The following is a 24961-nucleotide window of genomic DNA, read 5'->3' on the forward strand; positions in this document are numbered from 1 at the left end:
GTTAGCCGGCTTTCTGAGGAACGTAGAGATCTCTGTAGGTCTCGCGCAGAACATTCTTCTGCACCTTGCCCATCGTGTTGCGCGGCAGTTCGTCGACGAAGATCACCTGCTTCGGGTGCTTGTATTTGGCGATCCGCCCGGCGATGGCGCCGACGATATCGGCAGCAGCGATGGTCGACGCCGGCGCCCGCACCACGACAGCGGTGACGCCTTCGCCGAAATCCGGATGGGCAACGCCGATGACAGCGCTTTCGCTCACGCCGGCAAGGGCGTCGATCTCGCTCTCGACCTCTTTCGGATAGATGTTGTAGCCGCCGGAAATGATCAGATCTTTTCCCCGCCCGACGATGTGGACATAGCCGTCGGCGTCGATCATGCCGAGATCGCCGGTGATGAAAAAGCCGTCGGCGCGGAACTCGGCCCGGGTCTTCTCCGGCATGCGCCAATAGCCGGAAAAGACGTTTGGGCCTTTCACCTCGATCATGCCGACTTCGCCCTGGGCAAGCGTGCCACCGCCGTCGGGGTCGGCGATGCGCAGTGCTACGCCGGGCAAGGGAAAGCCGACCGTCCCGGCGCGCCGCTCGCCATCATAGGGGTTCGACGTGTTCATGTTGGTCTCGGTCATGCCGTAGCGCTCGAGGATCGAATGGCCGGTGCGCTCACGCCAGGCCTTGTGCGTCTCGGCAAGCAGCGGCGCCGATCCGGAAATGAACAGGCGGATGTTTTTGGCCGCCTGGCTGTTCAAGCAGTCCTGCTGCAACAGGCGCACATAGAAGGTCGGCACGCCCATCAGCGCGGTGGCGCGGGGCAGCAGGGAAACAATGCGGGCCGGATCGAATTTGGTTTCGAACAGCATCGAGGCGCCGGCCATCAGGATGACATTGGTGGCGACGAACAGGCCATGCGTGTGGAAGATGGGCAGCGCGTGGATCAGCACGTCATCGGAGGTGAAGCGCCAGTGCTCGACCAGCACCCGTGCGTTGGAGGCGAGGTTTTCATGACTGAGCATGGCGCCTTTCGAACGGCCGGTCGTGCCCGACGTGTAGAGGATCGCCGCCAGATCGTCCGGTCCGCGCGCCACATCATGGAAATCCGCGGACTGCCGCGAGGCCTGGTCAATCAGCGAGCCTTCACCGTTGCGGCCGAGCGTCACGGTCGTAGCGCCCGATGCCTGCGCCAACGGTTCGATGTCGGTCGCGCTGCGGGGATCGCAGACGACCAGGCGCGGTTCGGCATCGCCGAAGAAATAGCCGAGCTCGGTCAGCGTATAGGCTGTGTTGAGCGGCAGGAAGACGGCACCGGCGCGCAGGCAGGCGAGATAGAGGAGAACCGCCTCCGGGCTCTTCTCGACCTGGACGGCGACGCGATCGCCCGGCTCCACGGCCAGTTGCAGCAGCGCATGCGCCAGTTGCGCCGACCGCGCCAGCATGTCGCCATAGGTCAGCGAGCGCCCGTCATCCGTCTCCATCAAGAGCCGTCCGGGCGCCGGCATCCGGGCGCGAAACGCATCGAACAAATGATTGCTCATCTTTCCCTCCAGAACGGTTCATCGTTTCACGGAAACGCCGAACCGCTCTATCTCTTTGTTTCTGCGCAATTCCGGGCGGAAAACCGTTTCACACTTTTCCTGGAATTGCTCCAGAGCATGATGCCGAAAAGTGTGAAGCGGTTTTCGGACGACATCATGCTCTATCTCTTTGATTTAGAGCCGGATTCAGATTTCAGGTCGATTCGACCTGAAATCATCCGGCTCTAGGGTTGGGCGGATCGACCAGGCGGCAAAAGCTGCGGCGTGGCCGACCTCACTACGGCTTTCGGCAGCAGGCGGCGCACGGTGGGCGCGGCCGCCACATCGTTCTTGGCGGCAAACAGTTCGTGGTTCTTCTCGATGTCGTCGAGCTTGTAGCTGTAGTTGACCATCAGGCCATGCGCCTGCCGCAAGGCTCGCGACGACAGATCGCCGAGAAGGTTGATGCGCTCCAGCCGCGCGCCATTGCCGAGATGGAACCGCGCGACCGGGTCGATCACCTTGCCCGAGGTGGTGCGGGCTTCGAGGAAGTACTGCACCGCCAGAGGGAGCAAGTGCTGGCCCGCGCGCTCGCGCAGCGCAGGGTCCGCATGCCAGCCCTCGTTGGCGACGAGGTTCAGCGCCTCGGCGGCGGATGGATCGGTCTGTTCGGCCAGCCAGCGGGCAAAACCCGGCACCGGCGACAGCGTGACGAAATCGGTCAGTCCTGGAAGATCGCGGCGCAGGTCCTCGACCACCTGCTTGATCAGGAAATTGCCGAAGGAGATGCCGCGCAGGCCCTCCTGGCAGTTGGAGATGGAATAGAACACCGCCGTCGTCGCCAGCCGCGGCTGCACCGGTGGCCGTTCGTCGGCAAGCAGTTCGGCGATCGTCAGGGGCATGGCGCGGGTAAGCGCGACCTCGACGAAAATCAGCGGTTCGTCGCCGAGCTGCGGGTGGAAGAACGCATAGCAGAGCCGGTCGTCGGGCTCGATGCGACGACGCAGATCGTCCCAGGTGTGGATGGCATGCACCGCCTCGTAGCGGATTATCTTTTCCAGGATGTTGGCCGGCGTCGACCAGTCGATCCGGCGCAGCACCAGGAAGCCGCGGTTGAACCACGATGACAGGAGATGCGTGAAGTCGGCATCGACGATGGCAAGATCAGGTGACGCGGGCAGCCGGGCGAGCAGATCCTCGCGCATGCGCACCAGCGTCTCGATGCCGCCGGGCGAAAGGTTCAGGCGGCGCAGCAGCTCCTGCCTGGCCGGCTCGGCGGCGTCGTGCAAAGCGAGCGCCGTGCGATCGTCAGGCGCGTCGCGATAGGCATCCACCGCATCGGCAAGCCTGGCATGATCGGTGCCGAAACGATCGCGCAGCACATGCAGGAAGGCCAGCCTGCCGTCGGCATCAAGCGCGCGCCAGCGCTCGAGAATTTCGCGGGCATAGGCGACACCCGAGGCCTCGCCCTGGCTGGAAAGTAGACGCGTGCACAGACGCGCCAGGCTGTCGGCCGAGACCGGCTCGTCGCCGCGAACGAGGTTCAGCATCATCCGGCCGCGATCGGCGATGGTGTTCAGGAGATCGGCGAAGAAGGGGCTGCGGTCCATCAATCCTGGCCACTGAATTGGAGCCGCGCAGGCAGGCTCGGGAACACGCGAAGTCTCTCCGGAAAATATCGATATAACTTTGACGTGGCAATAAAAATCGCTAAAAATGACCTGAAGGTTTTCTCGCGGAAGGATGAATTTTCATGGATGTGGCAGGGCAATTCACGCTGACCGGCAAGACCGCCTTCATCACCGGTGGTGGCGGCGGGCTCGGCGTCGCAGTGGCCGAAGCCTATCTTGCTTCCGGCGCCTCCGTCGTCATTTCCGATCTCGATGCCGACAAGGTCGACGCCGCGGTCAAGGGGCTGGATACCAAGGGCACGGTGATCGGGGCTCCCTGCGACGTCACCGATGCGGCAAGCGTCGCCGACGCGGTCGCCAAGGCCGAGGCGGCGCTCGGCAAGATCGACATTCTGATGACGGCGGCCGGCTTTGCCAGGCGCACCGCCGCGGTCGATCTGGAGCCTGAGGAATTCGATCGCATCATGGCGATCAATGTCAAAGGCACGTTCCTGCCGGCACAGGCGGTGGCGCGCGGCATGATCGCGCGCGGCCAGGGCGGCAAGATCATCACCATCGGCTCGGTGCGTGGGCTTGTCGGTCATCCGCTCGGCTATGTCAGCTACGGCACCAGCAAGGGCGCCGTGCATCTTCTGACGCGTCAATTGGCGACGGAATGGGCGCAGCATCGCATCAACGTCAATTGCATCGCACCGTCGGTCATCAAGACACCTCTTGCCGATTTCATCCTCAAGACACCGGAAGTGCGCGATCTCTTCATGTCGCGCATCCCGTTTAACCGCCCCGCCGAGCCGGAGGAATTTGTCGGCGCCGCGATCTTCCTGGCGGCCAGGGCTTCCGACTTCGTCACCGGCCATGTCCTGTTCGTCGATGGCGGCAGCACGGCAGGCTGAAAACGCCTACTGCCGCCTACGCGCCTTGCCCGAGGCCGTCTTCGGTTCCTCGCTCTGGCTGAAGCGCTCCATGCACAATGCCGTCGTCAGGCGATAATGGTCGAGCAAGGCCTGGACCGCGCCATCGGCGTCGCCGTCAAGGGCACGTTCGGCGATCAGGCGATGCTCGCCGAGTTCGTCGCGCTGAACGCCGGCGCCGCCGCGCGCCATCTGGCGGTAGCGATAGGCCTGGTCGGCAAGCTGGTCGCAGAAACCCACCAGCCAGCGCGACCGGCAGGCCGAAATCAGCGCGCGATGGAAGGCGCGATGCAGCTTCTCCCAATCTGGATTGGTTGGGGCGGGATTGGTCTCATCTGAGCTGATCGCCAGGGGATCCTCAGGCAAACGGCGCGGCGTACGCGACAGGCGGTGCAGCGCCAGCACGAGCTGTTCTTCCCATTCATGCGTGCGGTTGGTGATGGCTTCGCGCAGCGCCCGCTCCTCCAGCCAGCAGCGGGTGCGCGTCAGTTCCTCCAACTCGGCCGCGCTGAGCGGCATGATGAAGAAGCCGCGCTGGTCGTGGCGGCCGAGCAGGCCTTCCGAGGCAAGGCGGTTGAGGGCTTCGCGAACGGGCGAAGCGCCCGCGCCGTAGCGCGAAACCACCCACTCGACACGCAGTTTGCTTTCGGTTTCAAGCACGCCGTGCAGCAAGTCATCGCGAAGCTGATGATAGACGGTGCTGGCGAGTGTGCTCTTGGGCACCGCGTCCTCGTCATTCAGATCGGCCGTTGCGTACGTCAATGCGGCTCCTGTTGCCTGCGTAGTGTTGCCGCATCCGCCATGGTCGGCTCTTCACCTATCCTACAATGTCGGGCTTGCGGCCCTCAAGGGCAAGACCTCGCTTCAAAGGCGAACCGCCGCGCCGCCTTGGTTCGCCGAGGTGACGATGGCCTCGAACAGCTTGATGTTGTCGAGAAGCTGGGCGGGCGTGAAGCGATAAGGTTTCTCGCCGGCGACGGCAGCGGCCCAGGCCTCGAAATTGGCGGTCACCGTGTCGGCCGGGTGATGGACCGTCACCTGACGCGGCTCTCTTGTGCCGGTGCAGACGGTAACGATGGTCGGCTTGCCCTGGTCGACATTGCCTTCGCTGACGATTTCGATCCAGCCCTTGTCGCCGAACACCGTGACGCGTCCGTAATAGGGCGTGCAGGACAGAAGGGTGATCGTACCGCGCGCGCCGGATTTGAAGGTCAGCGACGCGGTCACGAAATCGGTGGCGGGCGGCTCGAAGATCAGGCTCGACGTCTGCGCGCGGACTTCGGCGGCAGCGCCGAAGAAGGCGACGCAGAGATCGGTCTGGTGAATGCCCGTCGCCGTCATCATGCCGGCCGGCGCGTGCCTCGGGTCCAGCCGCCAGTTCGAACGGTCGATGCCGCGGAACAGATCATGGCTGATATTGGCCTCGAACAGCAGCGGCTTGCCCAGCGTGCCGTTGTCGAGCAGTTTCTGGACCTGCTCGAAGCAGGCCTCGTAGCGGCGCTCATGGCCGATGCCGAGGATCTTGCCGGCTTTGCGGCAGGCCTCGATGACACGGGCAGCACCTGCAGCGGTCATAGTAAGCGGCTTTTCACAGAATAATTCCTTGCCGGCGGCGATCACCGCCAGGCACTGCTCCTCGTGCAATTGGTGCGGCGTGGCGAGGATGACGCCTTCGACGGCATCGTCGGCGAGCACCGTGGCCAGATCGGCGGCATGGCCGACGCCATGCTGGCCAAGGAAATCGAGCGCACCGTCCGGCGGCATCGGATCGACGCCGTAGAGCACCTCGAAGCGCGCATTCTTGCCGAGGCACGAGATGATCTGCTTGCCCCACCAGCCAAGGCCCGCGACCGCGACACGCATCCCTGTCCTCCGTTGTTCGATCGACTTCCGGGTTTTCGTCAGCCCTGGCGCTTCTGAAAGCCGGTGATGGTCACGCTCCCCCAGACGCCGGCCTTCTTGTAGGGATCGGCGCCATTGAACGCCTCGACTACGCTGCGCCCTTCGGCGTTGACGATCAACAGGCTGCCCTTCATCGTGGTGCCGTCGTCTTCCACCAGCGGCCCGGACATAACCAGGGTCACGCCATAGGTCGCCGCCGTCGTCAGATGCGCCTTGTGCGCATCCTGGCTGGCCAGCCGGCGTTGGAGGCTTCTACCCTCTGGGCCACTGTCTCCGTCAAGGGCATGGATGGCGAAAAGCATGGGCATTTTTCTCCTGTGTGGGCCTGAATCGGTCTGGCGTCCCGACCATAGGGAAATACGCCGCGCTTTGCAATAAAATCGATAATATATTGACATCAGCAAAATTAGCGATTTTAACAGAGGAGATCATAGGAGGATTTCATGCGTTTTGCGGTTTGCATCGAGGATGGCGAGCGGCGGCTGGGCGTCGTGCGCGGGACCGACATCGCCGTGCTCGGCTCGTCGAGCCCCGACCTGCTCGAGCTCATCAACTGGGGCAAGGACGGGCTCGCCGCGATAGCCAAACAGGTTGAGGTCCTGCCGCCCGCCGCCTGGCAGCCGCTGGCGACGACGCCTTTGGCGCTGCCTTTTGAGCCGTCAGGCAAGATCGTCTGCCTTGGCCTGAACTACCGCGCGCATGCGCAGGAAGGCGGCTACGCGGTGCCGGACTATCCGGCGATCTTCCTGCGCACGGCAACATCGCTGCTGCCGGCGGGCGAGGCGATCATCGCGCCGCACGTCTCGGAAAAACTCGATTTCGAGGCCGAGCTGATGGTGATCGTCGGGCGGGCCGGACGCTACATCCCGAAGACCGATGCGTTGGATCATGTCTTCGGCTACACATGCTTCAACGATGCCTCGATCCGCGATTATCAGCGCAAGACGCATCAATGGACACCCGGCAAGAATTTCGACAGGACCGGTGCGGTCGGTCCGGTCATCGTGACAGCGGACGAGCTTCCCGCCGGCGCTTCCGGCCTCAGCATCGCCTGCCGGCTGAACGGCGAGACGGTGCAGAATGCCAGCACCGCCGATATGATGGTTTCGGTTGCCATGGCGGTCTCGATCATTTCCGAGTTCATGACGCTTGAGCCCGGCGATATGATCGCGATGGGCACGCCGCAAGGCGTCGGCTATGCGCGCACGCCGCCGCTCTGGATGGGCCCCGGCGATGTGGTCGAGGTCGAGATCGAAGGCATCGGCATCCTGCGCAACAGCATCGCGGCCGAAGAACCGCGTTCCACCGCCAAGTGACAAGCGGGTAGGGAAGTGACAGGCCGGCACGGGAGGAGACGGCACCATGCGCGACATCATCGCCGACAACATCACCGAGGCCGTGCAGCAGGCCTGGAACAACGCGCCCGACCCGCGCTTGCGTCACCTGCTGCAGCGGCTCACCCACCATGTCCATGCCTTCGTCCGCGAGGTCGGGCTGACGCATGAGGAATGGCTGGCGACGGTCGATTTCCTGTGGCGGGCCGGCCAGATCAGCGACGACAAGCGCAATGAATTCGCGCTTTTGTCCGACGTCATGGGCGTGACCTCGCTGGTCGATCTCTTGAACGCAACGCCGGGCGCCACGATCGGCAGCGTGCTTGGCCCCTTCTATTCGGACGACAGCCCGACGGTTCCCTTCGGCGCCGATCTGGTCAAGGACAATGAAGGCACGACCTTGCTGGTTACCGGCGTTGTGCGGGACACGGCCGGAAAGCCCATCCCCGGGGCGATCGTCGACATGTGGCAGACCGATGCGAAAGGCGAATATGCCACGCAGGACGCAGCGCAGGACGACGACAATTTGCGCTGCAAGCAAGAATGTGATGCCGAGGGCCGCTATGCCTTCACCACCGTCGAGCCGGCGCCCTATACGATCCCGATGGACGGTCCGGTTGGCGCGGTCGTGGCGGCGGCTGGCCGGTCGCCATGGCGGCCGTCGCATCTCCACTTCATCGTCAAGGCCGAACGCCACAAGCCAATCGTCACCGAAATCTTCTTCACCCATGACAAGTTCGTCGACAATGACGCTGTCTTCGGCGTGCGCGAGCCGCTGGTGAGAGAATTGGACGCGATGCGCGGCGGCGACGCCGGTCCACCTGGCCTTGAACGGCGGCCGGACAAGCGGCTCGATTTCGATTTCACGCTGGTGCCGCTGCAGGGCAATGCCTAATGGCGCAAGAGCCGCGCACCCTGATCCGCAACGCCATCGTGTTGTCGATGGACGACAGCGTTGGCGATTTCCTCGATGGCGACGTGCTGGTGGCCGGCGACCGGATCGCCGCCGTCGGGCAGAACTTGCAGGCGGATCAGGCCGAGGTGATCGACGGGCGCGGGCGCATCGTCATTCCCGGCATCGTCAACGCCCATATGCATACGTGGCAGACCGGGCTGCGCGGCCTCACCTCCAACATGACGCTGCTCGAATATTTCCGCTGGGTGCACCGGGGCCTGGCGACAGCCTTCCGGCCCGAGGACATTTACATCGCCACGCTTGCCGGGGCGATCGGCCAGATCAATGCCGGGGCGACCACGCTCGGCGACTGGTGCCACAACAATCCGACATCAGACCATACCGATGCCGCCGTCGAGGCGCTGTTCGAAAGCGGCATCCGCTCGGTCTTCCTGCACGGGTCGCCGAAGCCGGACCCAAAGCCCGGCCGGCCGCATTTTTCCGAAGTGCCGCATCCGCGCCACGAGATCGAGCGCCTGAGGCGCGACCGCTTTGCCGGCCGCGATCAGCTGGTGACGCTCGGCTTGGCTATCCTCGGGCCGCATTACTCGACCATGGATGTCGCCCGCGCCGATTTCCGGCTGGCGCGCGAGCTTGGCATGGTCGCCTCGATGCATCAGGGCGGCGGCGAGGCCAAGACGCCGGGCGGCTGGGAGAGGCTGGAGGCGGAAGGGTTGGTCGGACCCGGCATCAATGTCGTGCATGGCAACAATCTGAGCGACGAGCAGATCAGGCGCTTCGTCGGCGCCGGCGTCTCCTTCACGGTGACGCCGGAGAACGAGATGACGCAAGGCCACGGCTTTCCCATCACGGGCCGCGTGCTGGCGGCAGGCGGGCAGCCCTCCTTCGGCGTCGACATCGAATCGCTGGTTTCCACCGACATGTTCACGGTGGCGCGCATGGCGCTCGCGTGCCAGCGCTCGCTGGACAATGATCTATCGCGCCGGACCACCGGCGCGATCCCTGAAGCCTGCACGGTCTCTACCCGCGATGCATTGCGCTGGATCACCCTGGAAGGCGCAAGGATGCTTGGGCTGGACGACCGGATCGGCTCGCTGACGCCGGGCAAGCAGGCCGACATCACCATTTTGCGCGCCACGGACTGGAACATGTGGCCGGTTCACGATCCCTATTCGACCGTCATCATGCAGTCCAATGTCGGCAATGTGGAAAGCGTGATGATCGCGGGCCAATTCAGGAAGCGCGACGGAAAGCTGCTGTGGAGCGATGGGGCCCGCGTGAAACGCGACCTCGAAACCTCGGGCAGGCGCATCGTCTCGCAGCTCGGCATCCCGACGCAGTTGAATGGCTGAGGCGCGGCGTCTACCAGCCGCCCGTCAGCCGACTGCCTTGTCCGCCGCCGTCCGGATCGCCTCGATGTTCGCCCGATAGGCTTCGACGCCGTCGCCCTTGAAGATAGCCGCACCGGCGACCAGCACGCTAGCGCCGGCGGCGGTGACCAAGGGCGCTGTTTCAGGCGAGATGCCGCCGTCGATCTCGATGCGGATCGGCCGGTTGCCGATCAACGCCTTCACCCGCTTCACCTTGTCGACGATGGCCGGAATGAAAGCCTGGCCGCCGAAGCCCGGATTGACGGTCATGATCAGGATTAAATCGAGCCGGTCGAGCACATATTCGATCGCACTTTCCGGCGTTGCCGGATTGAGCGACACGCCGGCCTTCTTGCCGAGATTCCTGATGGTCTGCAACGAACGGTCGAGATGCGGCCCCGCCTCGGCGTGAACCGTCATGCCGTCGCAGCCGGCGTCGGCGAAGGCCGCCAGATAAGGATCGGCCGGCGCGATCATCAGATGGCAATCGAAGAACGCCTTGGTGCGGTTGCGGATCGCCTTGATGACTGGCGGGCCGAAGGTGATGTTGGGCACGAAATGCCCGTCCATGACGTCGAGATGGATCCAGTCGGCGCCGGCCGCCGCCACCGCCTCGACCTCGTCGCCGAGCCTGGAGAAATCCGACGCCAGCACCGATGGCGCGATCAGGGTCTTCTTGCTCATGATGCGGCCTTTCCAGGCGCCCTTGCTTGCGGGCGCTTCGTCTGGATCGACTTGCTAGACCATGATCTGGAAAAGGGGAAGCCGGTTTGTCCCCGCCGCGATGACTTCAAATGTCGACAACCAGCCCCGCCGGATCGCTCCGGCGGGGTACGGATAGTCAGTTCAATATGCGCGCCGGATCCTGCTTCAGGGGAATCCGTTGCTTTTGCCTCGGCACAAGCTGCTGCAGGATGTTCGGGTTCAGGAGATTCGGATTGATCTCCACGCCCGGCCGCCGGCGGACCGGGGTACAGTCCGGATACCGCCCGACTGTCCCGACCGGGCAGCGCCGCTTGATGATCGGCTGGCACTGGCCGTCGATGAACCGCGATCCGGGCGCGCATTCCACCTGAACCCGGCGGCATGCGCCTCTGATCACCTCGGTGCCCCTCGGGCAGACGCAGGCGCCGCGCTTGTTGTGGACCTGGCCGCGGATGGTGCACTGTTCCACTTCGGGCTTCTTGCGGATCGGCACACAAGCCCTGCCTCGCAGCTCCGTCCCGCGCGGGCAGATGCAGTCGCCGCTCTGGGTGCGGATCTGGCCGCGCAGCAGCTTGCACTGTTCCTCGACGGGTGGTTTCTTGCGGATCGGCCGGCATGCGTCGCCTCTCAGTTCCGTTCCTCTGGGGCAGATGCAATCGCCGTCCTGGGTCCGGATCTGGCCAGGCAGCAACTTGCACTGCCGGACGGGCGGCTGGTCGGTCGACACGCATCTGCCGTTGTCCAACTCGGTTCCGCGCGGGCAGATGCAACGCCCGTCCTCGGTGCGGATCTGGCCCTTGAGCAGCACGCAGCGCTGCGGGTCTTTCGGCTTCGGTATGATGACCGTGCCGCCACCCGACGAGCACTGGCCGTTGCGGAATCTCGTGCCAGGCGGGCAGACGCACCGGCCGGCATCGTTCATGACAAAGCCTGCAGAGCATTCCTTCTTCACCTCGTTCCTGATGGTGAAGGGATGGCAGGCATAGGCTTTGCCACGATCGCCCTGCACATTGGCCTGATTGCCGGACAGTGCATCGCCGCCGCCTAGCACCCGCGTGTCGGGAGAGAGCACACCGACGCAGTTCTGGCCATTGACCGTGCCTTGCAAATTGGCCAGGCGGCCGTCGTCGGGAAGCACCACGGTCACGTTGTGAACGTGGCTTTCCCCGGCGCCGAGCGTCAGGTTGGCGATGCAGGACAAAGGCAAGGTCGCCGGTTCCGGCGAGCAGCCAAAGGGCGGTTCGATCGAGGTGATCGCGACGCCTTCCAGCCGGCCGAGGCCTTCGATGCCGATCGCATCGCCGATGCGCACCGGACCGGAGAATGGGTTCGTCCCTTCGTTGGTGATGGTGATGTCGAACGAGCAGGGCTGGCCGGGCCGACACTCGGCGTCGCCGGTCTTCTCGACGCGGATGGTGGACGTGCCGCCGCCCTTGGCGCAGGCCTTGCCTACGGGATAGACGATGTCGTCGCCTGGCGCCGGGCCGTAGGAGCCCCGCGCGCAGTTTTCGAACTCGCCATTGCCGGCAACCGTCACGTCGAAGTGGCGGCTGGTTCCGGGCGTCATGACGCCGCCGGGAATCTGGCACGACAGCGTGTTGGCCGGCACCGGTCCGCACGCCCATTCCGCGCCGTCGGGTGTGACGGTCTGGATCTGGACGGGCGCGCCGCCGGCCACCAACGTGGCGGCATCGTTGACCCGCACCGGCCCGGTGGGGGCAACCGTGCCGACGCTGTTGATGGTGATGTGGCAGGAGACCACTGCTGCACCCGCCAGCGCGCCGTTGCACACCTTGGTAATGCGCAGCGCCGGCTGGCCGCCATTGGGATGACGGATGCGTTCCTTGGCGCAGGCCCTGTTGTTGGTGAGGTCGTTCTCACCGGCAATGGCCTTGACCTCGGCGCAGTTCTCGACCGTGTCCGGCCGGTAGCCGGCCGGCATCACCGCCTTGACGAAGATCGGCGTCGAGGCGCCCGGCATCAGCACGATGCCGGCATTGTCGCAGCGGAACTGGCCGGGGCCGTTGGGTCCGCATGTCCAGGGCGGGGTCGGGCCGAAGGTCGAGGATGTCGGCGCGCCGCCGGGATAGGTGTCGATGACTGTCAGCGGCCCGTTATGGGGTACGCTGCCATTGTTGATGATGTCGATCACGAAGGTGCAGACGCCGTCGGCCGAGCAGAATTCGGTGCGGGCGCGCTTCTTCAGGATGAGATCGACCTTCTTCTCCACCGGCGGCCGGCAGTCGCGGTCGCCACGCCGGCAGATCGGGATCGAGGCGCAGCCGCGATCGTTCTGCTGGCTGCCGAACAGCGGCTTGCCGCTGGCGCCATAATTATAGCTGGCGCAGTTGCGCAAGGCCCGGCCTTGCCAGCCGCCGGCCGGCTTGAAGCCGAGCTTGAGGTCGACAGAGGCGCCCGGATTGAGCGTGGTCACCGGATGGGTGCAACTCATCGGGGTTACTCCGGGCACGCAGACCCAGGGCGGATTGGGCCCTGAGTCCAGCGTCGAACCTGCAGGCAGCGTCACCTCGTCGAGGACGATCTTGCCGTTATAGGGCCCATCGCCGACATTGGTGACCCTGATGGTGAAGTTGCAGCCGCCGACCATCGTGCAACGCGTCACATCGGCGCGTTTTTCGACCTTGAGATCCGGTTCCTTGTCCTTCGGCGGGCATCTCTGGTCACGCGGGATGACGATGTCGATCGTCTGCGTGCAGCACAGGCCCCAGCCTTCCTTCGGACCGGCATAGGTTTCGATGCCGGTGACGATCAGGTGGATGACGTCTCCAGGCGAGGCGCCGACGATCTTCCAGTCGAGCACGCCGCCGCCGGCCGGCACCTTTTGCGTGTTGGGTATGATGGTGATGCCGGGCGTCGTCGTCGAAACCTGCACCCACTTGCCGCCCATCTCCGGGCCGACCGGCATGTGGTAGATGAAGGCGCCGCCGCCGGGCACGCAATCGACCGTGCCGCGTTCGACCTTGAAGCATTCCTTGCCGGGAGGGGGCGGCGGCGGGTTGCACTTGGTCAGGTCGATCCTGATCGAAGTCTTTTCGCCGGTCAGGAAATTGCCGTCGTCCGGCTTGCCCGGATCCTGCGACGGGATGATGGTCCCCGTGCCGGGTCCAACCGTCACTTTGATCATGCCCTGGTTGTCGACCATGGCCGGCGCAGGGAACACCGCATGGTCGATCCTGGCGGTGATCTGGAAGGTGATGACACGTTCATTCGCGGCGCCAATGCCATCGAGATCGCTGGCGGAAATCCGGAAATCGGAAACTTCAGCCGTATCGTCGGGATTGGCCGAGCTGCTGATCGTGGCAGCGGGCAACGCTCCGCCGGCGGCATCCGTGCCGTCGCCGGAGACATTCACGTTGACGATCTTCAAGCCATGCGGAAGCTGGTCCTTGAAGTCGAGCTGCGCCTTTTTCAGCACGGCCGCAAATGCCGGATTGGCAAAAGCTTGCGCATTGCCGCGCAGACCGAAACTCAGCGTATAGAAGACATAATCGCAGCTTCTCTGGCCGCCCTTCTTGGTGAAGAAGGGCACGATCCGTCCGCGTTCGGGATTGACGACACGCGGATTGTCGAGTTCGAGCTTCGGTTCCGGGCCGGCGATCACGATCGAATCGGGATCGATCGGCTGCGGCTTGTCGATGTCGGCCTGGGCAGTCTTGACTGGTGCAATCTTGGCCGGCGCAAGATCGTCGGCGAAGCCGTGCACCGGGCTGAGCATGGCGACCGCGATACCGGCCGCCATCAGCCAGCGCGCGCCGCGCCTGGCATATGACAGGGGTTTCATGATCGTCTCCCAGACTCTTGCCTGAATGCTGACGGTTGACTTGCCGTTTGCCGCGAGCGGGGAAAGTGCGAGATTTTTCATCTTCCCCTCCTCAACGTTCGCAGCTGACGGCTGGGGTTCTGAGCGGCACGGTCATCTTGCAGCAAGGGTAATAGCCGCCCTTGTCGCGGTCGGACTGCCTGTAGAAGCAGAGCCCGACATCGACCGTATCGCCAGGGTAGTGGCCGGTGATGTTGACCGTGTAGGGGGAGCCGGGAGCATGCGAGAGGGGTGCGCTCACCCCGACGCCAGGCGTCCTCGACTGCGCCTTGATCGAATCGCCGCCAAAGCCTGATTGGTCATGGAGATAGAGATCGGCCTCGAGGCCTGAGGGTGTGCAGAAATACCTGACATCCTCGACATCGAGACAGGGAGGCAGATTGCCGGGAGGCGGAAAATCCGGCGGATAGAAGGGCGGCAGATAGCCGCCGCCAGGCATCTCGTCGTAGTAGCCGGCACGGCCTTCGCAGGGGCGCCAGACCTCGACATCGCCAACATGGCCTTCGACTTCCGGGTCCTCGAAATAGCCGTCGAAATCGACGAACCAGGAGCCGAAAGGCGGCACATTGGCCGGCTTGACCAGCGGTGTCGGCGTGATCTGAACACCGTGTACGGCGAGCGGCCCGCCAGCGGCGAGCTGTTCGCCCAATGCCGGATTGTCGCGCAGTTTGTCGCCTGACTTGACCAGCGTATCGGTGCAGACCGATGTGTCGAGATTGCCGTCGGCATCATAGCCATATTGCAGGTCGAGGCCGCCGGCCGATTGCCGGTTATCCTGCGGAAAGCCGACCGCATATTCCTGCGGCATTTCCACCCAGACCGATTCCGTCGCCGGATCGTCCGGGTTTTCGCGCCAGTAGCGGATGACCTCGCCTTCGCCGGAATCGGCGAACTGGCTGTAGTCGTAGCGGTTTTCGACCGGACCGCGCTGGGCCAGGTACATGAAGCCCTTGTTGTCGAAGGCGATGTCGGTGACGGCGTAGTCCTTGTCGGCCTTGACCGTCAGTTCCCAGCGCGGATCGCCGGCGAAACTGCCGTCGCGGGCAATGCCCACCGACCAGATCTCGGCTTTTTCGCCGACCGAATAATAGAGCCGTCCACCATGATAGGCGACGGACCAGACGCGGCGCTCGTCCTGCGTATAACCCCATGTGTCGGGGTCTTCGCTGTCGAAAGCAGCACCCTGAATGTCCATCACCGAGCCGTCGTCGGCGACAGGGGCCAGACCGTGCGCCGGGCGCCCGGCAATGCCATGGTCGAAAGTGTCGACCGGCGCGCCGTTGGCGTCGATGCGGTGGATCAGCCCGGTGTCGAGGTCCGAGGCGAAGAACTGGCGGTGGATGTTGTCGAAGCTGATGTCGCCGATGCCGGGACCGCTGTTGGCGTCGAGATCGGCGAATTTGGAAACGGCGCCGGTGATGCCGTCGATCTTCCAGATCGTGCCCGGTCCGCCGCCATTTTCCGTGCCGAACTGGCCGTCTATGAAGGTGGCGCCGGCCGCACCGCGGCGCTGGCGCTCGGGCCGCCCGTCATCATCGGCGTCCGGTGTGACGATGCGGATGCCGTGGAGCGAGGTGGCGCCGGCATAGAGGTTCGGAATGCCTGATGGAACGCCATCGCGCACGCCATCGTCATAGGTGATGGCGAACACCTGACCGATCTGCCCGGCGGTCACCTCGAAAGGCGGCGGCGTGTAGACGAGCTGGCCCGAAGCCGGCCCGCCCAGCCCTGAAACGTCGAAAACGCGCAAGGTGGCGCGCACTGTGTCGATGAAGGTCTCGTCGACCGGATCGATGCCTGGCGGCAGGCCCTCCTCGAAATTGGGGATGATGGTGCCGGAAAATCCGGTCACCGCCATTGAGCCTGGGTGGATGATCTGTGTTTCCTGCGCCCGGGCGGCAGCGCCAAGCCACAGGCTGGCGCCGATCGCCAGGAGCCCGATGGTTTTATGCAGCGCGCGGCGCAAGCGGCCGGCGGGCACGAACGAGCCGTGTTCACAAGACATGAAATTTCCCCCGCGGGCTGCAGGAGAAACATCCGGTCTGGCCGCGCAAATCAGGGCAAGGCGCGGGCTTCCGGCACGTTTTTCCCTGATCGAATTGCCTGCTTTCCCCACGATACGCCTGCACTTCGGCAGGGTCAACGCAATCGGCGGAAAGCCCAGCGTATCGACCCCGTCCCGAAAGCGATGGCCGCGCCGCGCCGCTGTTGCTCCCGCAAACCGTGGAACCTCTGGTTTTCCAGTCATCGGGCTGTCCTTTCCGGGCCGCGCCATGCGGCGCCTGAGCATCAGTCGCGGACGGACGCGGAAAGGTTCATGGGGATGCTGTAGCAAAGGGTGATTGACGCCTTGCGCAGAGTGCTTGCGCGTTGCGCAGCCTGTTCTTATATACGCGCCAAGCCGTTCAGCGCCGGAATGCCGGTTGCTGGGAACGGAATTTCTTGTGAACAGGGGCTTTCGTCGGAACGCCTTACGGGTCCTGAGAGCCTGCTTAGCGGAGAGACTAGAAAAATGGCAAAAGTTATCGGTATCGATCTGGGAACGACCAACTCCTGTATCGCCATCATGGATGGCAAGGAGCCGAAGGTCATCGAGAATGCGGAAGGCGCGCGCACCACCCCTTCCATCGTCGCCATCAACAGCGACGGCGAGCGCCTTGTGGGCCAGCCGGCCAAGCGCCAGGCGGTCACCAATCCTGAAAACACCATCTTTGCGGTCAAGCGCCTGATCGGCCGCCGCTATGACGATCCGGTGACGGAAAAGGACAAGAAGCTTGTCCCCTACAAGATCGTCAAGGGCGACAATGGCGATGCCTGGGTCGAGGCCGGCGGCAAGAAGCAGTCGCCCAGCCAGATCTCGGCGATGATCCTGCAGAAGATGAAGGAAACGGCGGAGGCCTATCTCGGCGAGAAGGTCGAGAAGGCGGTCATCACCGTTCCGGCCTATTTCAACGACGCCCAGCGCCAGGCGACCAAGGACGCCGGCAAGATCGCCGGCCTCGAAGTGCTGCGCATCATCAACGAGCCGACCGCTGCCGCCCTCGCCTACGGCCTCGACAAGAAGGAAGGCAAGACCATCGCCGTCTATGACCTTGGCGGCGGCACCTTCGACATTTCGGTGCTCGAGATCGGCGACGGCGTCTTCGAGGTGAAGTCGACCAATGGCGACACCTTCCTCGGCGGCGAGGATTTCGACATGCGCCTGGTCGAATATCTGGCGGCCGAGTTCAAGAAGGAACAGGGCATCGACCTGAAGAACGACAAGCTTGCGCTGCAGCGCCTCAAGGAAGCGGCTGAAAAGGCCAAGATCGAGCTGTCGTCGACCACGCAGACCGAGATCAACCTGCCCTTCATCACTGCGGACGCCACCGGCCCCAAGCACCTGACGCTGAAGCTGACCCGGGCCAAGTTCGAAAGCCTGGTCGAGGATCTCGTCCAGCGCACCATCGAACCCTGCAAGGCGGCGCTCAAGGATGCCGGCCTGAAGGCCGGCGAGATCGATGAGGTCGTCCTGGTCGGCGGCATGACCCGCATGCCCAAGATCCAGGAGATCGTGAAGCAGTTCTTCGGCAAGGAGCCGCACAAGGGCGTCAACCCGGATGAGGTTGTCGCACTGGGCGCCGCCATCCAGGCCGGCGTGCTGCAAGGCGACGTCAAGGACGTGCTGTTGCTCGACGTGACGCCGCTGTCGCTCGGCATCGAGACGCTGGGCGGCGTGTTCACGCGCCTCATCGAGCGCAACACGACGATCCCGACCAAGAAGAGCCAGGTGTTCTCGACGGCGGAAGACAGCCAGTCGGCCGTGACCATCCGCGTCTTCCAGGGCGAGCGCGAAATGGCCGCCGACAACAAGGCGCTCGGCCAGTTCGACCTGGTCGGCATTCCGCCGGCGCCGCGCGGCGTACCGCAGATCGAAGTCACCTTCGACATCGACGCCAACGGCATCGTCAACGTCTCGGCCAAGGACAAGGGCACCGGCAAGGAGCACCAGATCCGCATCCAGGCGTCCGGTGGTCTGTCGGATGCCGACATCGAGAAGATGGTGAAGGACGCCGAGGCCAATGCCGAGGCCGACAAGAAGCGGCGCGCGCTGGTCGAGGCCCGCAACCAGGCCGAAGCGCTGGCGCATTCCTCGGAGAAGTCGCTGAAGGAATATGGCGACAAGGTTCCCGAGGCCGACCGCACGGCGATCGCCGACGCGATCGCGGCGCTGAAGACGGCTGCCGAAGGCGACGACGCGGCCGAGATCGAGGCCAAGACGCAGGCGCTCGCCGAAGTCTCGATGAAGCTCGGCCAGGCCATGTACGAGGCTTCGCAGAAGGAAGCCGCGGAAGCCGACGCCAAGGCGGATGCCGCCAAGGACTCGGACGTGGTCGATGCCGATTTCGAGGAAATCGACGAGGACGACGACAAGAAGAAGTCGGCCTGAGCCGTCTGACGGCGAATAGAGCGAAAAGCCCGGCGCACAGCCGGGCTTTTTTGCAACCCTCGCCGAAAAAATGCAGGCCTTGTCGAAAAAATGCGGGCAACCCCTTCTCGACACTGGCATCCCGGCGCCATCGCACCTAAATCGAAACAACGTGCCGGCAAACGACGCAAAGAGCCTAGAGACAAAGTGCCTAGAGACGTTGAGTATCCGGACTGCGGGAAAAGATGAAAGCTGATTTCTACGAAACGCTGGGCGTCGAGAAAGGCGCCGACGACAAGGAGCTCAAGAGCGCTTTCCGCAAGCTCGCCATGCAGTTCCATCCCGACCGCAATCCCGGCGACCATTCCTGCGAGCACAAGTTCAAGGAAATCAACGAGGCCTACGAGACGCTGAAGGACCCGCAGAAGCGCGCAGCCTATGATCGCTTCGGCCACGCCGCCTTCGAACATGGCGGCATGAATGGCGGGGCGCAGGGCTTTGGCGCCGGCGGCTTCGCCGACATTTTCGAGGATATTTTCGGCGACATGATGGGCGGGCGCCAGCGCCGTTCGTCGGGCGGGCGCGAGCGCGGCGCCGATTTGCGCTACAATATGGAAATCACGCTGGAAGAGGCATTTGCGGGCAAGACTGCGCAAATCCACGTGCCGGCCTCGATCTCTTGCACGGAATGTTCCGGCAGCGGCGCCAAGCCGGGCACCCAGCCGGTCACCTGCTCGATGTGCAACGGCCATGGCAAGGTGCGCGCCACGCAAGGCTTCTTCTCGATCGAGCGTACTTGTCCGCAATGCCAGGGGCGTGGCCAGACCATCAAGGAGCCGTGTCCGAAATGCGCCGGCCAGGGCCGCGTCACCGAGGAGCGCTCGCTGTCGGTCAACATCCCGGCCGGTATCGAGGACGGCACCCGCATCCGGCTTGCCAATGAGGGCGAGGCCGGCCTGCGCGGCGGCCCGTCCGGCGATCTCTATATTTTCCTCGCGGTCAAGCCGCACGAATTCTTCCAGCGCGACGGCGCCGATCTCTATTGCAAGGTGCCGATCTCGATGACGACGGCCGCCCTTGGCGGCTCCTTCGAAGTGGCGACGCTGGACGGCACCCAGACCAAGGTGAAGGTGCCCGAAGGCACCCAGAATGGCCGCCAGTTCCGCCTCAAGGGCAAGGGCATGCCGGTGCTGCGCCAGCCGAATGTCGGCGATCTCTACATCCAGACCGCGGTCGAGACGCCGCAGAACCTGTCGCGCCGCCAGCGCGAGCTGCTGGAAGAGTTCGAGCAGCTTTCCTCGCAGGACAATTCGCCCCAGTCGAGCGGCTTTTTCGCCCGCATGAAGGACTTTTTCGAGGCCTTCGGCGAGCGCTGAAGCAATTCAAGCGGGCAAGGTGTATAATTGACCTGCTCGCAAGGCTTTGGACTTTCGTTTTTGGGGCATGTCGTTATCGCAAAACCGCTACGCACTTTTGCGCGACATGCCTTAGCGTCATCAACACCTTATGCGGGCATTCGCCTTGCCTTGAACCCCGTAGCTGCTAAGTAGCGTCCCGGGGGAGCGTTCAGGAGAACTTGCATGGCACGTGGTCCCGGATTGCGAAAAGCGCTGGCAGAAAAGTTCGACGACGAACTGAAGTTCTTCAAGGGCTGGATCGACAAGCCGAAGGCGGTCGGTTCGATCGTGCCGACCAGTTCCATCACCGCCCGCAAGATGGCCTCGATCGTCAATCCCAAATCGGGCCTGCCGGTGCTCGAAGTCGGACCCGGAACCGGCGTCATCACCCGTGCCATCCTCGCCCATGGTGTGCGGCCTGAGAATCTTTATGCGGTTGAATATTCAACTGATTTCGTGCGCCATCTGCGCCGGCTCTATCCCGGCGTCAACGTTATCGAGGGTGACGCCTTCAATCTCGACGCCACGCTTGGCGACAGACGCGACATGGTGTTCGATTCGGTCGTCTCCGGCGTGCCGCTGCTCAATTTTCCGGTCGCCCAGCGCATCGCCTATATCGAAAGCCTGCTCGACCGTATCCCCGTAGGCCGCCCGGTCGTGCAGCTGACCTATGGCCCGCTGTCGCCGATCCCGCCCGGCCGCGGCGACTATACGGTGAAGCATTTCGACTTCATCATACGCAACATCCCGCCGACGCAGCTATGGATCTACCGAAGGGAGGGATAAGGGAGTAGGCAGTAGGGAATAGTCAGGAGCCGCCGATCTCCTACTGCCTATTCCCTACTGCCTACGCCCTTTGCGAAGCAATGTCCCTGATCCCGAAAATTCTTGTCTTCGCCGGCTCGGTTCGATCAGGCGCCTATAGCGGCAGGACCGCCGATGTGGCGCAGAAGGAACTTGCCATGCAGGGCGCCGAGGTGACCCGCATCTCGCTTGCCGACTATCCGCTGCCGATCCTGGACGAGGATCTGGAAAAGGAAAAGGGCATCCCTGAAAACGCCATGAAGCTCGGCCGGCTGATCGCCGCCCATGACGGCGTGCTGATCGCGACGCCGGAATATAATGGCTCCATCCCGCCGCTGCTCAAGAACAGCATCGACTGGGTGAGCCGGGCGCGCCGGGATGGCAGCCGCTCGTTCAGGCCGCTTGCCGGCAAGGTCGCCGGCCTCTGCTCGTCTTCCAAAGGAAACTTCGCCGGGATACGCTGCATCAACCATCTGCGCGCCGTTCTGGTGCGTTGCCAGATGGAGGTGGTGACGCCGGAGTGCTCGGTGCCGGGGGGCGGCAACGCCTTCGACGAGGCCGGGAATTTCAGGGACGAAAGACTGCACAAATCGATGGAGCACCTATGCCGCACGCTGATCGAAACCTCGCGCATGCTGTCCACCCGGATCGAGACGTGATCCACGCCGAAGACGCCATGCGCGCCGGCACCATGCAGGACAGGCTGATCGTCGGCCTCGACGTGCCGACGCTGAAGGAGGCCGAAAAGGCGGTGCGTGAGCTCGACGGCGTCGTTTCCTTCTACAAGATCGGCTATCAGCTCGCCTTCGCCGGCGGGCTGGATTTCGCCCGCGAACTCGCCAGCGGCGGCACCAAGATCTTCCTCGACATGAAGCTGCTCGACATCGACAACACGGTGGCCAAGGGCGTCGAGAACATCGTCAAGATGGGCATGACCATGCTGACGCTGCATGCGTATCCCAAGACGATGCGGGCGGCGGTCGAGGCCGCCAGGGGCAGCGATCTCTGCCTGCTCGCCGTCACCGTTTTGACCTCGATGGACGAGCAGGACGTGATCGACGCCGGCTATGAATACGACCCGCATACGCTGGTGCTGAGGCGTTCCGAACAGGCGCTGCATGCCGGCATGGGCGGCATCGTCTGCTCGGCCGAGGAAGCGGAAGCGGTGCGCCGGATCGTCGGCCCCAACATGGCCGTGGTGACGCCGGGAATACGGCCCAAGGGCAGCGACCATGGCGACCAGAAACGCGTGGTGACGCCGGCGCAGGCGATCCGCAACGGCTCCAGCCATCTCGTCGTCGGCCGGCCGATCGTCGGCGCGGCCGACAGGCGAGCGGTCGCGGAAGCCATCTTGGCCGAGATGCGCTCGGCTTAACAATTTCGGAGAGAAAGCATGCCAAAGGGATACTGGATCGCCCGCGTCGATGTGCGCGACGCCGAAGGCTACAAGGACTACGTCGCCGCCGCCAAGCTTGCCTTCGACCGCTTCGACGTAAAATTCCTGGCGCGCGGCGGCGAGCATGAAAAGGCCGAGGGGCCTGGCCGCGCACGCAACGTGATCATCGAATTTCCATCGCTCGCCGACGCGCATGACTGCTACCACTCGCCGGAATATCAGCGCGCCGTCGCCATCCGCCAGAAGGTCGCCGATGGCGAGATCGTGCTGGTCGAGGGGACATGATTTAATGCATGTCGCGCAAAGTGTGCAGCGGTTTTTTGCGGTAGCGACATGCATAAAAACAGGAACCTAAAGCGCGTCGCATGAGGCCGGTCGAACGCGACGCGCTTTAGGTCGAGGTCGCAGGCTGGTCTGGAGTTAGGCCCTGGTCGTTGGCGAGCGCCTCGGCCTGGTGCCGATGCCCGAGCATTTCGTAGCCGACGACCGTGACGGCGGGGGCGAGCATGAGAATGACGAGGCAAATCGCCATGTCGACGCCGGCAAGCGCGGCGAAAACGGCGAGTGCGACGACCGCCGCCGTCGCGACAAGCAGCCAGGCATGCAGGGGATCGAAGCGCGGCACCAGATAGTAGTAGAGCGCATAGATCGACCCCAGGAAAACACCCACGGGAACGGCGGCGGTAAGCAGCGTCGCGAGCGGGCCGATGTGAGCCTTGTGCTCGATGAAATAGGCCGCGACATGGAGGCCGGCGCCGGTTGCGACGATGGCGGTTACAATCACCATTTGCCCATAACCCCAGACGAATGAGCGCTCGCGGTGGCTGTGAAGTACCCGGGCGGAAGGCAGTATATAGTAGACCCACCACATCCCGAAAGTCAGCCCGGTGCCGGCGATGCAGACCAGCGCCGCGTCCATTGTCCAGCCCTGTTCCTCGACCACGGCCGACAGCGTTGCGAGGGTGCCGACGACTCCCTCGCCCAGGGCAATGATGGCGAACAGGCTGTAGCGCTCCGCCATGTGATGGGCGTGCCAGGGCGTGCCGCCGTCCTTGCCTTCCGCTATCACCGGCCCCGCCAATTCGATGACTGCGAGGATGCAGGCGAGTATGAGGCTCACGCCGACCGGAAAATCAACGACGATCTGCACCACCCAGCCGATCTGGGCGATCGAGACGGCGATGGCATAGGTCAGACAGGCCCGGCGCCGGACAGGATCCTGCCTGGCAGCGCGCAGCCACTGGAAGACCATGGCCAAGCGCATGATCACGTAACCCAGCACCATGATCGAATTGTCGAGGTGCTCGCCGTGTTCGATGGAGGCGAACATGCGCGGCAGGCCGATCGCCAGCACCAGCACGCCGATCATCTGCACCATGGTGACGAGGCGGAAGGCCCAGTCGTCGGTGTCATAGGCCGAGGAGAACCACGAGAAATTTATCCAGGCCCAGCAGATGGCAAAGCTGGCGAAGCCAAAGCCGAGCAGGCCTGCAAGGTAGTGGCCTTCAGCCAGCGCATGGGCGAGTTGGGAAGCGGCAAAGCTGAAAGCGGTGACGAAGGTCAGGTCGAACAGAAGTTCGAGCGGGGTCGCGGTCCTATGCCCCTCATATGGATCGCGTCCGCTCATGCGCCGGATATGATGGTGAAGGCTCTCGGACCTGACAGGCGTGGTGCTCATTGCGCGGCTTTCGCTGACGATGCCACGACAGTATAGGCCAAGCGAAACGCGTCAAGGCGCGGCTATCGCACTGCCGGCGCGAGCCGTTCCGGTGGTCAGTCCGACAGTCGGTTGGCAGCGGTTTCGGCCATGGCATCCGCCAGGCTCAGGCCCCATTGCGTGCGGCAATAGGCGCGGAAATCGAAGCAGGGCAGGCCGGGACAGACCTCGAATTCGATGAGGTGAACATGGTCGTCCGCCTCGACCCTGAAATCGATGGAAAACACATCGCGCAGGCCGAACCCGGTCACCAGCCGCTCGGCGATGCGACGGATTGTTGCGGCGGCGCCCGGCTGGCTGTCGGCAACCGACTCAAGCACCGGCTCCATATACTTTCCCGCCGCCTTGGCTGCCTCGCCGGTGTCGCCGTAGAGCGCCAGGCTGTCGGCCATGGTCTGGAAATCGCCACCTGAATCGACAAAGGCGATGCCGAGCGCCTCGACGCCAGTGTCCGGCTTCAGACCCAGAAAACTTGCGCGCACATTGCGCCCGGCGACATAGGGCTGCACGACGACATCGTCGCGATAGGCGGCAAAGACGCGCCGGCTGAGTTCAAGCGCGTGGCCGAGATCGCCGCTATGCGAATCCGGCCAGATGCCGATCTTGGCGCCGAGCCGGTTCGGCTTGACGAACCAGCCGGCCGGCGAGGCCGGCGGTTCGACCAGCCAGCGGCCGTCGCGGGCGAGGCCGGCCTGCGGCACAGGCAGGCCGAGGGCGCCGAGCACGGCGCCGGCGCGGAACTTGTCCTGGCAGAGCGCAAACAGCGCATCGTCGGCGCCAATCACCTTGAGGCCGTTCAGCCTCGCCAGAGCAGGTGCGGCGCCGCCACGGAAATAGGCGATGCCGTCGGTCAGCGTCCAGACCAGCGTCACCCTGGGGTCCTCGCCGGCGAGCGCGCTGGCGGCATCGTCGAGCGCCACCGGCGCGAAGGACAGCCCGCGCTTCAGGCAGGCCGCCGCCAGCGCGTCGAACTCGGGCGCGATATCGGTCGATTGCGCCAGATAGGAGGCGATCTCGGCGGCGCGTTCCGGCAAATGGCCATCGGCGACCAGCCGGTCGATGCAGGCCTTTTCCGGCTCGTAGACGAGGATCAGCTTCGGCTTGCGGCTTGACATGGGTGAG

Annotated in this window: 21 protein-coding genes; 11 read left to right on the top strand and 10 right to left on the bottom strand. The window is 64.1% G+C overall.

The window, feature by feature from the left end; genetic code table 11:
- Nucleotide 1: 1 nt before the first annotated feature.
- Nucleotides 2-1528 (bottom strand): malonate--CoA ligase, encoded by a 1527-nt coding sequence (locus C9427_RS29610; protein ID WP_107652573.1) that lies wholly within the window; start codon nucleotides 1526-1528, stop codon nucleotides 2-4.
- On the opposite strand from C9427_RS29610, the gene C9427_RS34255 reads away from it, so the two are divergent.
- The gene (locus C9427_RS34255; protein ID WP_167434528.1) at nucleotides 1517-1756 is read left to right on the top strand and encodes a hypothetical protein; all 240 of its coding nucleotides are present in this window, start codon (nucleotides 1517-1519) and stop codon (nucleotides 1754-1756) included. The genes C9427_RS29610 and C9427_RS34255 overlap by 12 nt on opposite strands.
- Here the strand turns inward: C9427_RS34255 and C9427_RS29615 are convergent.
- The gene (locus C9427_RS29615; protein ID WP_107652574.1) at nucleotides 1753-3117 is read right to left on the bottom strand and encodes a malonyl-CoA decarboxylase; all 1365 of its coding nucleotides are present in this window, start codon (nucleotides 3115-3117) and stop codon (nucleotides 1753-1755) included. The two genes, C9427_RS34255 and C9427_RS29615, sit on opposite strands and share 4 nt — an antisense overlap.
- 143 nt (nucleotides 3118-3260) lie before the next feature.
- On the opposite strand from C9427_RS29615, the gene C9427_RS29620 reads away from it, so the two are divergent.
- The gene (locus C9427_RS29620) at nucleotides 3261-4031 is read left to right on the top strand and encodes an SDR family NAD(P)-dependent oxidoreductase (protein WP_107652575.1); all 771 of its coding nucleotides are present in this window, start codon (nucleotides 3261-3263) and stop codon (nucleotides 4029-4031) included.
- Between the two features lie 6 nt (nucleotides 4032-4037).
- Here C9427_RS29620 and C9427_RS29625 read toward each other — a convergent pair whose 3' ends face one another.
- From C9427_RS29625 to C9427_RS29635, 3 genes are all read right to left on the bottom strand, one after another.
- The gene (locus C9427_RS29625) at nucleotides 4038-4811 is read right to left on the bottom strand and encodes a GntR family transcriptional regulator (protein ID WP_107652576.1); all 774 of its coding nucleotides are present in this window, start codon (nucleotides 4809-4811) and stop codon (nucleotides 4038-4040) included.
- A gap of 102 nt (nucleotides 4812-4913) precedes the next feature.
- Nucleotides 4914-5912, bottom strand: a complete 999-nt coding sequence (locus tag C9427_RS29630) for a Gfo/Idh/MocA family protein (RefSeq protein WP_107652577.1) — start codon at nucleotides 5910-5912, stop codon at nucleotides 4914-4916.
- Nucleotides 5913-5950: 38 nt separating this feature from the next.
- Nucleotides 5951-6259, bottom strand: coding sequence for a YciI family protein (locus C9427_RS29635; RefSeq protein WP_245437214.1), 309 nt, complete (start codon nucleotides 6257-6259; stop codon nucleotides 5951-5953).
- Between the two features lie 135 nt (nucleotides 6260-6394).
- On the opposite strand from C9427_RS29635, the gene C9427_RS29640 reads away from it, so the two are divergent.
- The 3 genes from C9427_RS29640 to C9427_RS29650 are packed head-to-tail and all read left to right on the top strand — an operon-like array spanning nucleotide 6395 to nucleotide 9553.
- Complete coding sequence (locus C9427_RS29640; protein ID WP_107652579.1) at nucleotides 6395-7267, top strand: fumarylacetoacetate hydrolase family protein; 873 nt, start codon at nucleotides 6395-6397, stop codon at nucleotides 7265-7267.
- A gap of 46 nt (nucleotides 7268-7313) precedes the next feature.
- The gene (locus C9427_RS29645) at nucleotides 7314-8180 is read left to right on the top strand and encodes a dioxygenase family protein (RefSeq protein WP_107652580.1); all 867 of its coding nucleotides are present in this window, start codon (nucleotides 7314-7316) and stop codon (nucleotides 8178-8180) included.
- Complete coding sequence (locus C9427_RS29650; protein WP_107652581.1) at nucleotides 8180-9553, top strand: amidohydrolase family protein; 1374 nt, start codon at nucleotides 8180-8182, stop codon at nucleotides 9551-9553. Before C9427_RS29645 ends, C9427_RS29650 begins: the two co-directional genes overlap by 1 nt.
- A 24-nt stretch (nucleotides 9554-9577) precedes the next feature.
- Here the strand turns inward: C9427_RS29650 and rpe are convergent, their stop codons facing one another.
- The 3 genes from rpe to C9427_RS29665 form a co-directional block, all read right to left on the bottom strand.
- Complete coding sequence (rpe, locus tag C9427_RS29655; RefSeq protein ID WP_107652582.1) at nucleotides 9578-10255, bottom strand: ribulose-phosphate 3-epimerase; 678 nt, start codon at nucleotides 10253-10255, stop codon at nucleotides 9578-9580.
- A gap of 157 nt (nucleotides 10256-10412) precedes the next feature.
- Nucleotides 10413-14159 carry a DUF7929 domain-containing protein gene (locus C9427_RS29660; RefSeq protein ID WP_107652583.1) on the bottom strand — a complete coding sequence of 1249 codons (3747 nt, stop codon included), beginning with the start codon at nucleotides 14157-14159 and terminating at the stop codon, nucleotides 10413-10415.
- A gap of 10 nt (nucleotides 14160-14169) precedes the next feature.
- The gene (locus C9427_RS29665; RefSeq protein WP_107652584.1) at nucleotides 14170-16122 is read right to left on the bottom strand and encodes a hypothetical protein; all 1953 of its coding nucleotides are present in this window, start codon (nucleotides 16120-16122) and stop codon (nucleotides 14170-14172) included.
- 507 nt (nucleotides 16123-16629) lie between these two features.
- Here C9427_RS29665 and dnaK point away from each other — a divergent pair.
- The 6 genes from dnaK (at nucleotide 16630) to C9427_RS29695 (ending at nucleotide 22407) form a co-directional block, all read left to right on the top strand.
- Nucleotides 16630-18546 (top strand): molecular chaperone DnaK, encoded by a 1917-nt coding sequence (gene dnaK / locus C9427_RS29670; protein WP_107652585.1) that lies wholly within the window; start codon nucleotides 16630-16632, stop codon nucleotides 18544-18546.
- A gap of 224 nt (nucleotides 18547-18770) precedes the next feature.
- Nucleotides 18771-19901, top strand: coding sequence for a molecular chaperone DnaJ (gene dnaJ, locus C9427_RS29675; protein WP_097574667.1), 1131 nt, complete (start codon nucleotides 18771-18773; stop codon nucleotides 19899-19901).
- Between the two features lie 204 nt (nucleotides 19902-20105).
- Nucleotides 20106-20708: a phospholipid N-methyltransferase PmtA gene (gene pmtA / locus C9427_RS29680; RefSeq protein ID WP_107652586.1), complete on the top strand. Its 603-nt coding sequence runs from the start codon at nucleotides 20106-20108 to the stop codon at nucleotides 20706-20708.
- A gap of 80 nt (nucleotides 20709-20788) precedes the next feature.
- Nucleotides 20789-21385, top strand: a complete 597-nt coding sequence (locus tag C9427_RS29685; protein ID WP_107652587.1) for an NADPH-dependent FMN reductase — start codon at nucleotides 20789-20791, stop codon at nucleotides 21383-21385.
- Nucleotides 21386-21402: 17 nt separating this feature from the next.
- Nucleotides 21403-22101, top strand: coding sequence for an orotidine-5'-phosphate decarboxylase (gene pyrF / locus C9427_RS29690; protein ID WP_107652605.1), 699 nt, complete (start codon nucleotides 21403-21405; stop codon nucleotides 22099-22101).
- An 18-nt stretch (nucleotides 22102-22119) separates the two neighbouring features.
- Entirely contained in the window at nucleotides 22120-22407 is a 288-nt protein-coding gene (locus C9427_RS29695) for a DUF1330 domain-containing protein (protein WP_107652588.1), read from the top strand.
- 106 nt (nucleotides 22408-22513) lie between these two features.
- On the opposite strand, the gene C9427_RS29700 is transcribed toward C9427_RS29695, so the two are convergent.
- Both C9427_RS29700 and C9427_RS29705 read right to left on the bottom strand, forming a co-directional pair.
- Nucleotides 22514-23800 (bottom strand): low temperature requirement protein A, encoded by a 1287-nt coding sequence (locus tag C9427_RS29700; RefSeq protein WP_208636440.1) that lies wholly within the window; start codon nucleotides 23798-23800, stop codon nucleotides 22514-22516.
- 95 nt (nucleotides 23801-23895) lie between these two features.
- Nucleotides 23896-24954, bottom strand: a complete 1059-nt coding sequence (locus C9427_RS29705) for a D-alanine--D-alanine ligase family protein (RefSeq protein WP_107652590.1) — start codon at nucleotides 24952-24954, stop codon at nucleotides 23896-23898.
- Between the last annotated feature and the right edge of the window lie 7 nt (nucleotides 24955-24961).

Source organism: Mesorhizobium helmanticense (genome assembly GCF_003034915.1).
GTDB classification, from domain to species: domain Bacteria; phylum Pseudomonadota; class Alphaproteobacteria; order Rhizobiales; family Rhizobiaceae; genus Mesorhizobium; species Mesorhizobium helmanticense.

What these genes read in the sequence shown, in the direction of transcription:
- C9427_RS29650 (WP_107652581.1), top strand. Translation starts at nt 8,180, where the DNA reads ATGGCGCAAGAGCCGCGCACCCTGATCCGCAACGCCATCGTGTTGTCG.
- C9427_RS29635 (WP_245437214.1), bottom strand. Translation starts at nt 6,259, where the DNA reads ATGCCCATGCTTTTCGCCATCCATGCCCTTGACGGAGACAGTGGCCCA.
- rpe (WP_107652582.1), bottom strand. Translation starts at nt 10,255, where the DNA reads ATGAGCAAGAAGACCCTGATCGCGCCATCGGTGCTGGCGTCGGATTTC.
- C9427_RS29640 (WP_107652579.1), top strand. Translation starts at nt 6,395, where the DNA reads ATGCGTTTTGCGGTTTGCATCGAGGATGGCGAGCGGCGGCTGGGCGTC.
- C9427_RS29660 (WP_107652583.1), bottom strand. Translation starts at nt 14,159, where the DNA reads ATGAAAAATCTCGCACTTTCCCCGCTCGCGGCAAACGGCAAGTCAACC.
- C9427_RS29695 (WP_107652588.1), top strand. Translation starts at nt 22,120, where the DNA reads ATGCCAAAGGGATACTGGATCGCCCGCGTCGATGTGCGCGACGCCGAA.
- C9427_RS29645 (WP_107652580.1), top strand. Translation starts at nt 7,314, where the DNA reads ATGCGCGACATCATCGCCGACAACATCACCGAGGCCGTGCAGCAGGCC.
- C9427_RS29610 (WP_107652573.1), bottom strand. Translation starts at nt 1,528, where the DNA reads ATGAGCAATCATTTGTTCGATGCGTTTCGCGCCCGGATGCCGGCGCCC.
- C9427_RS29620 (WP_107652575.1), top strand. Translation starts at nt 3,261, where the DNA reads ATGGATGTGGCAGGGCAATTCACGCTGACCGGCAAGACCGCCTTCATC.
- C9427_RS29705 (WP_107652590.1), bottom strand. Translation starts at nt 24,954, where the DNA reads ATGTCAAGCCGCAAGCCGAAGCTGATCCTCGTCTACGAGCCGGAAAAG.
- pmtA (WP_107652586.1), top strand. Translation starts at nt 20,106, where the DNA reads ATGGCACGTGGTCCCGGATTGCGAAAAGCGCTGGCAGAAAAGTTCGAC.
- pyrF (WP_107652605.1), top strand. Translation starts at nt 21,403, where the DNA reads ATGCGCGCCGGCACCATGCAGGACAGGCTGATCGTCGGCCTCGACGTG.
- C9427_RS29685 (WP_107652587.1), top strand. Translation starts at nt 20,789, where the DNA reads ATGTCCCTGATCCCGAAAATTCTTGTCTTCGCCGGCTCGGTTCGATCA.
- dnaK (WP_107652585.1), top strand. Translation starts at nt 16,630, where the DNA reads ATGGCAAAAGTTATCGGTATCGATCTGGGAACGACCAACTCCTGTATC.
- C9427_RS29700 (WP_208636440.1), bottom strand. Translation starts at nt 23,800, where the DNA reads ATGAGCACCACGCCTGTCAGGTCCGAGAGCCTTCACCATCATATCCGG.
- C9427_RS29615 (WP_107652574.1), bottom strand. Translation starts at nt 3,117, where the DNA reads ATGGACCGCAGCCCCTTCTTCGCCGATCTCCTGAACACCATCGCCGAT.
- C9427_RS29630 (WP_107652577.1), bottom strand. Translation starts at nt 5,912, where the DNA reads ATGCGTGTCGCGGTCGCGGGCCTTGGCTGGTGGGGCAAGCAGATCATC.
- C9427_RS29665 (WP_107652584.1), bottom strand. Translation starts at nt 16,122, where the DNA reads ATGTCTTGTGAACACGGCTCGTTCGTGCCCGCCGGCCGCTTGCGCCGC.
- dnaJ (WP_097574667.1), top strand. Translation starts at nt 18,771, where the DNA reads ATGAAAGCTGATTTCTACGAAACGCTGGGCGTCGAGAAAGGCGCCGAC.
- C9427_RS34255 (WP_167434528.1), top strand. Translation starts at nt 1,517, where the DNA reads ATGATTGCTCATCTTTCCCTCCAGAACGGTTCATCGTTTCACGGAAAC.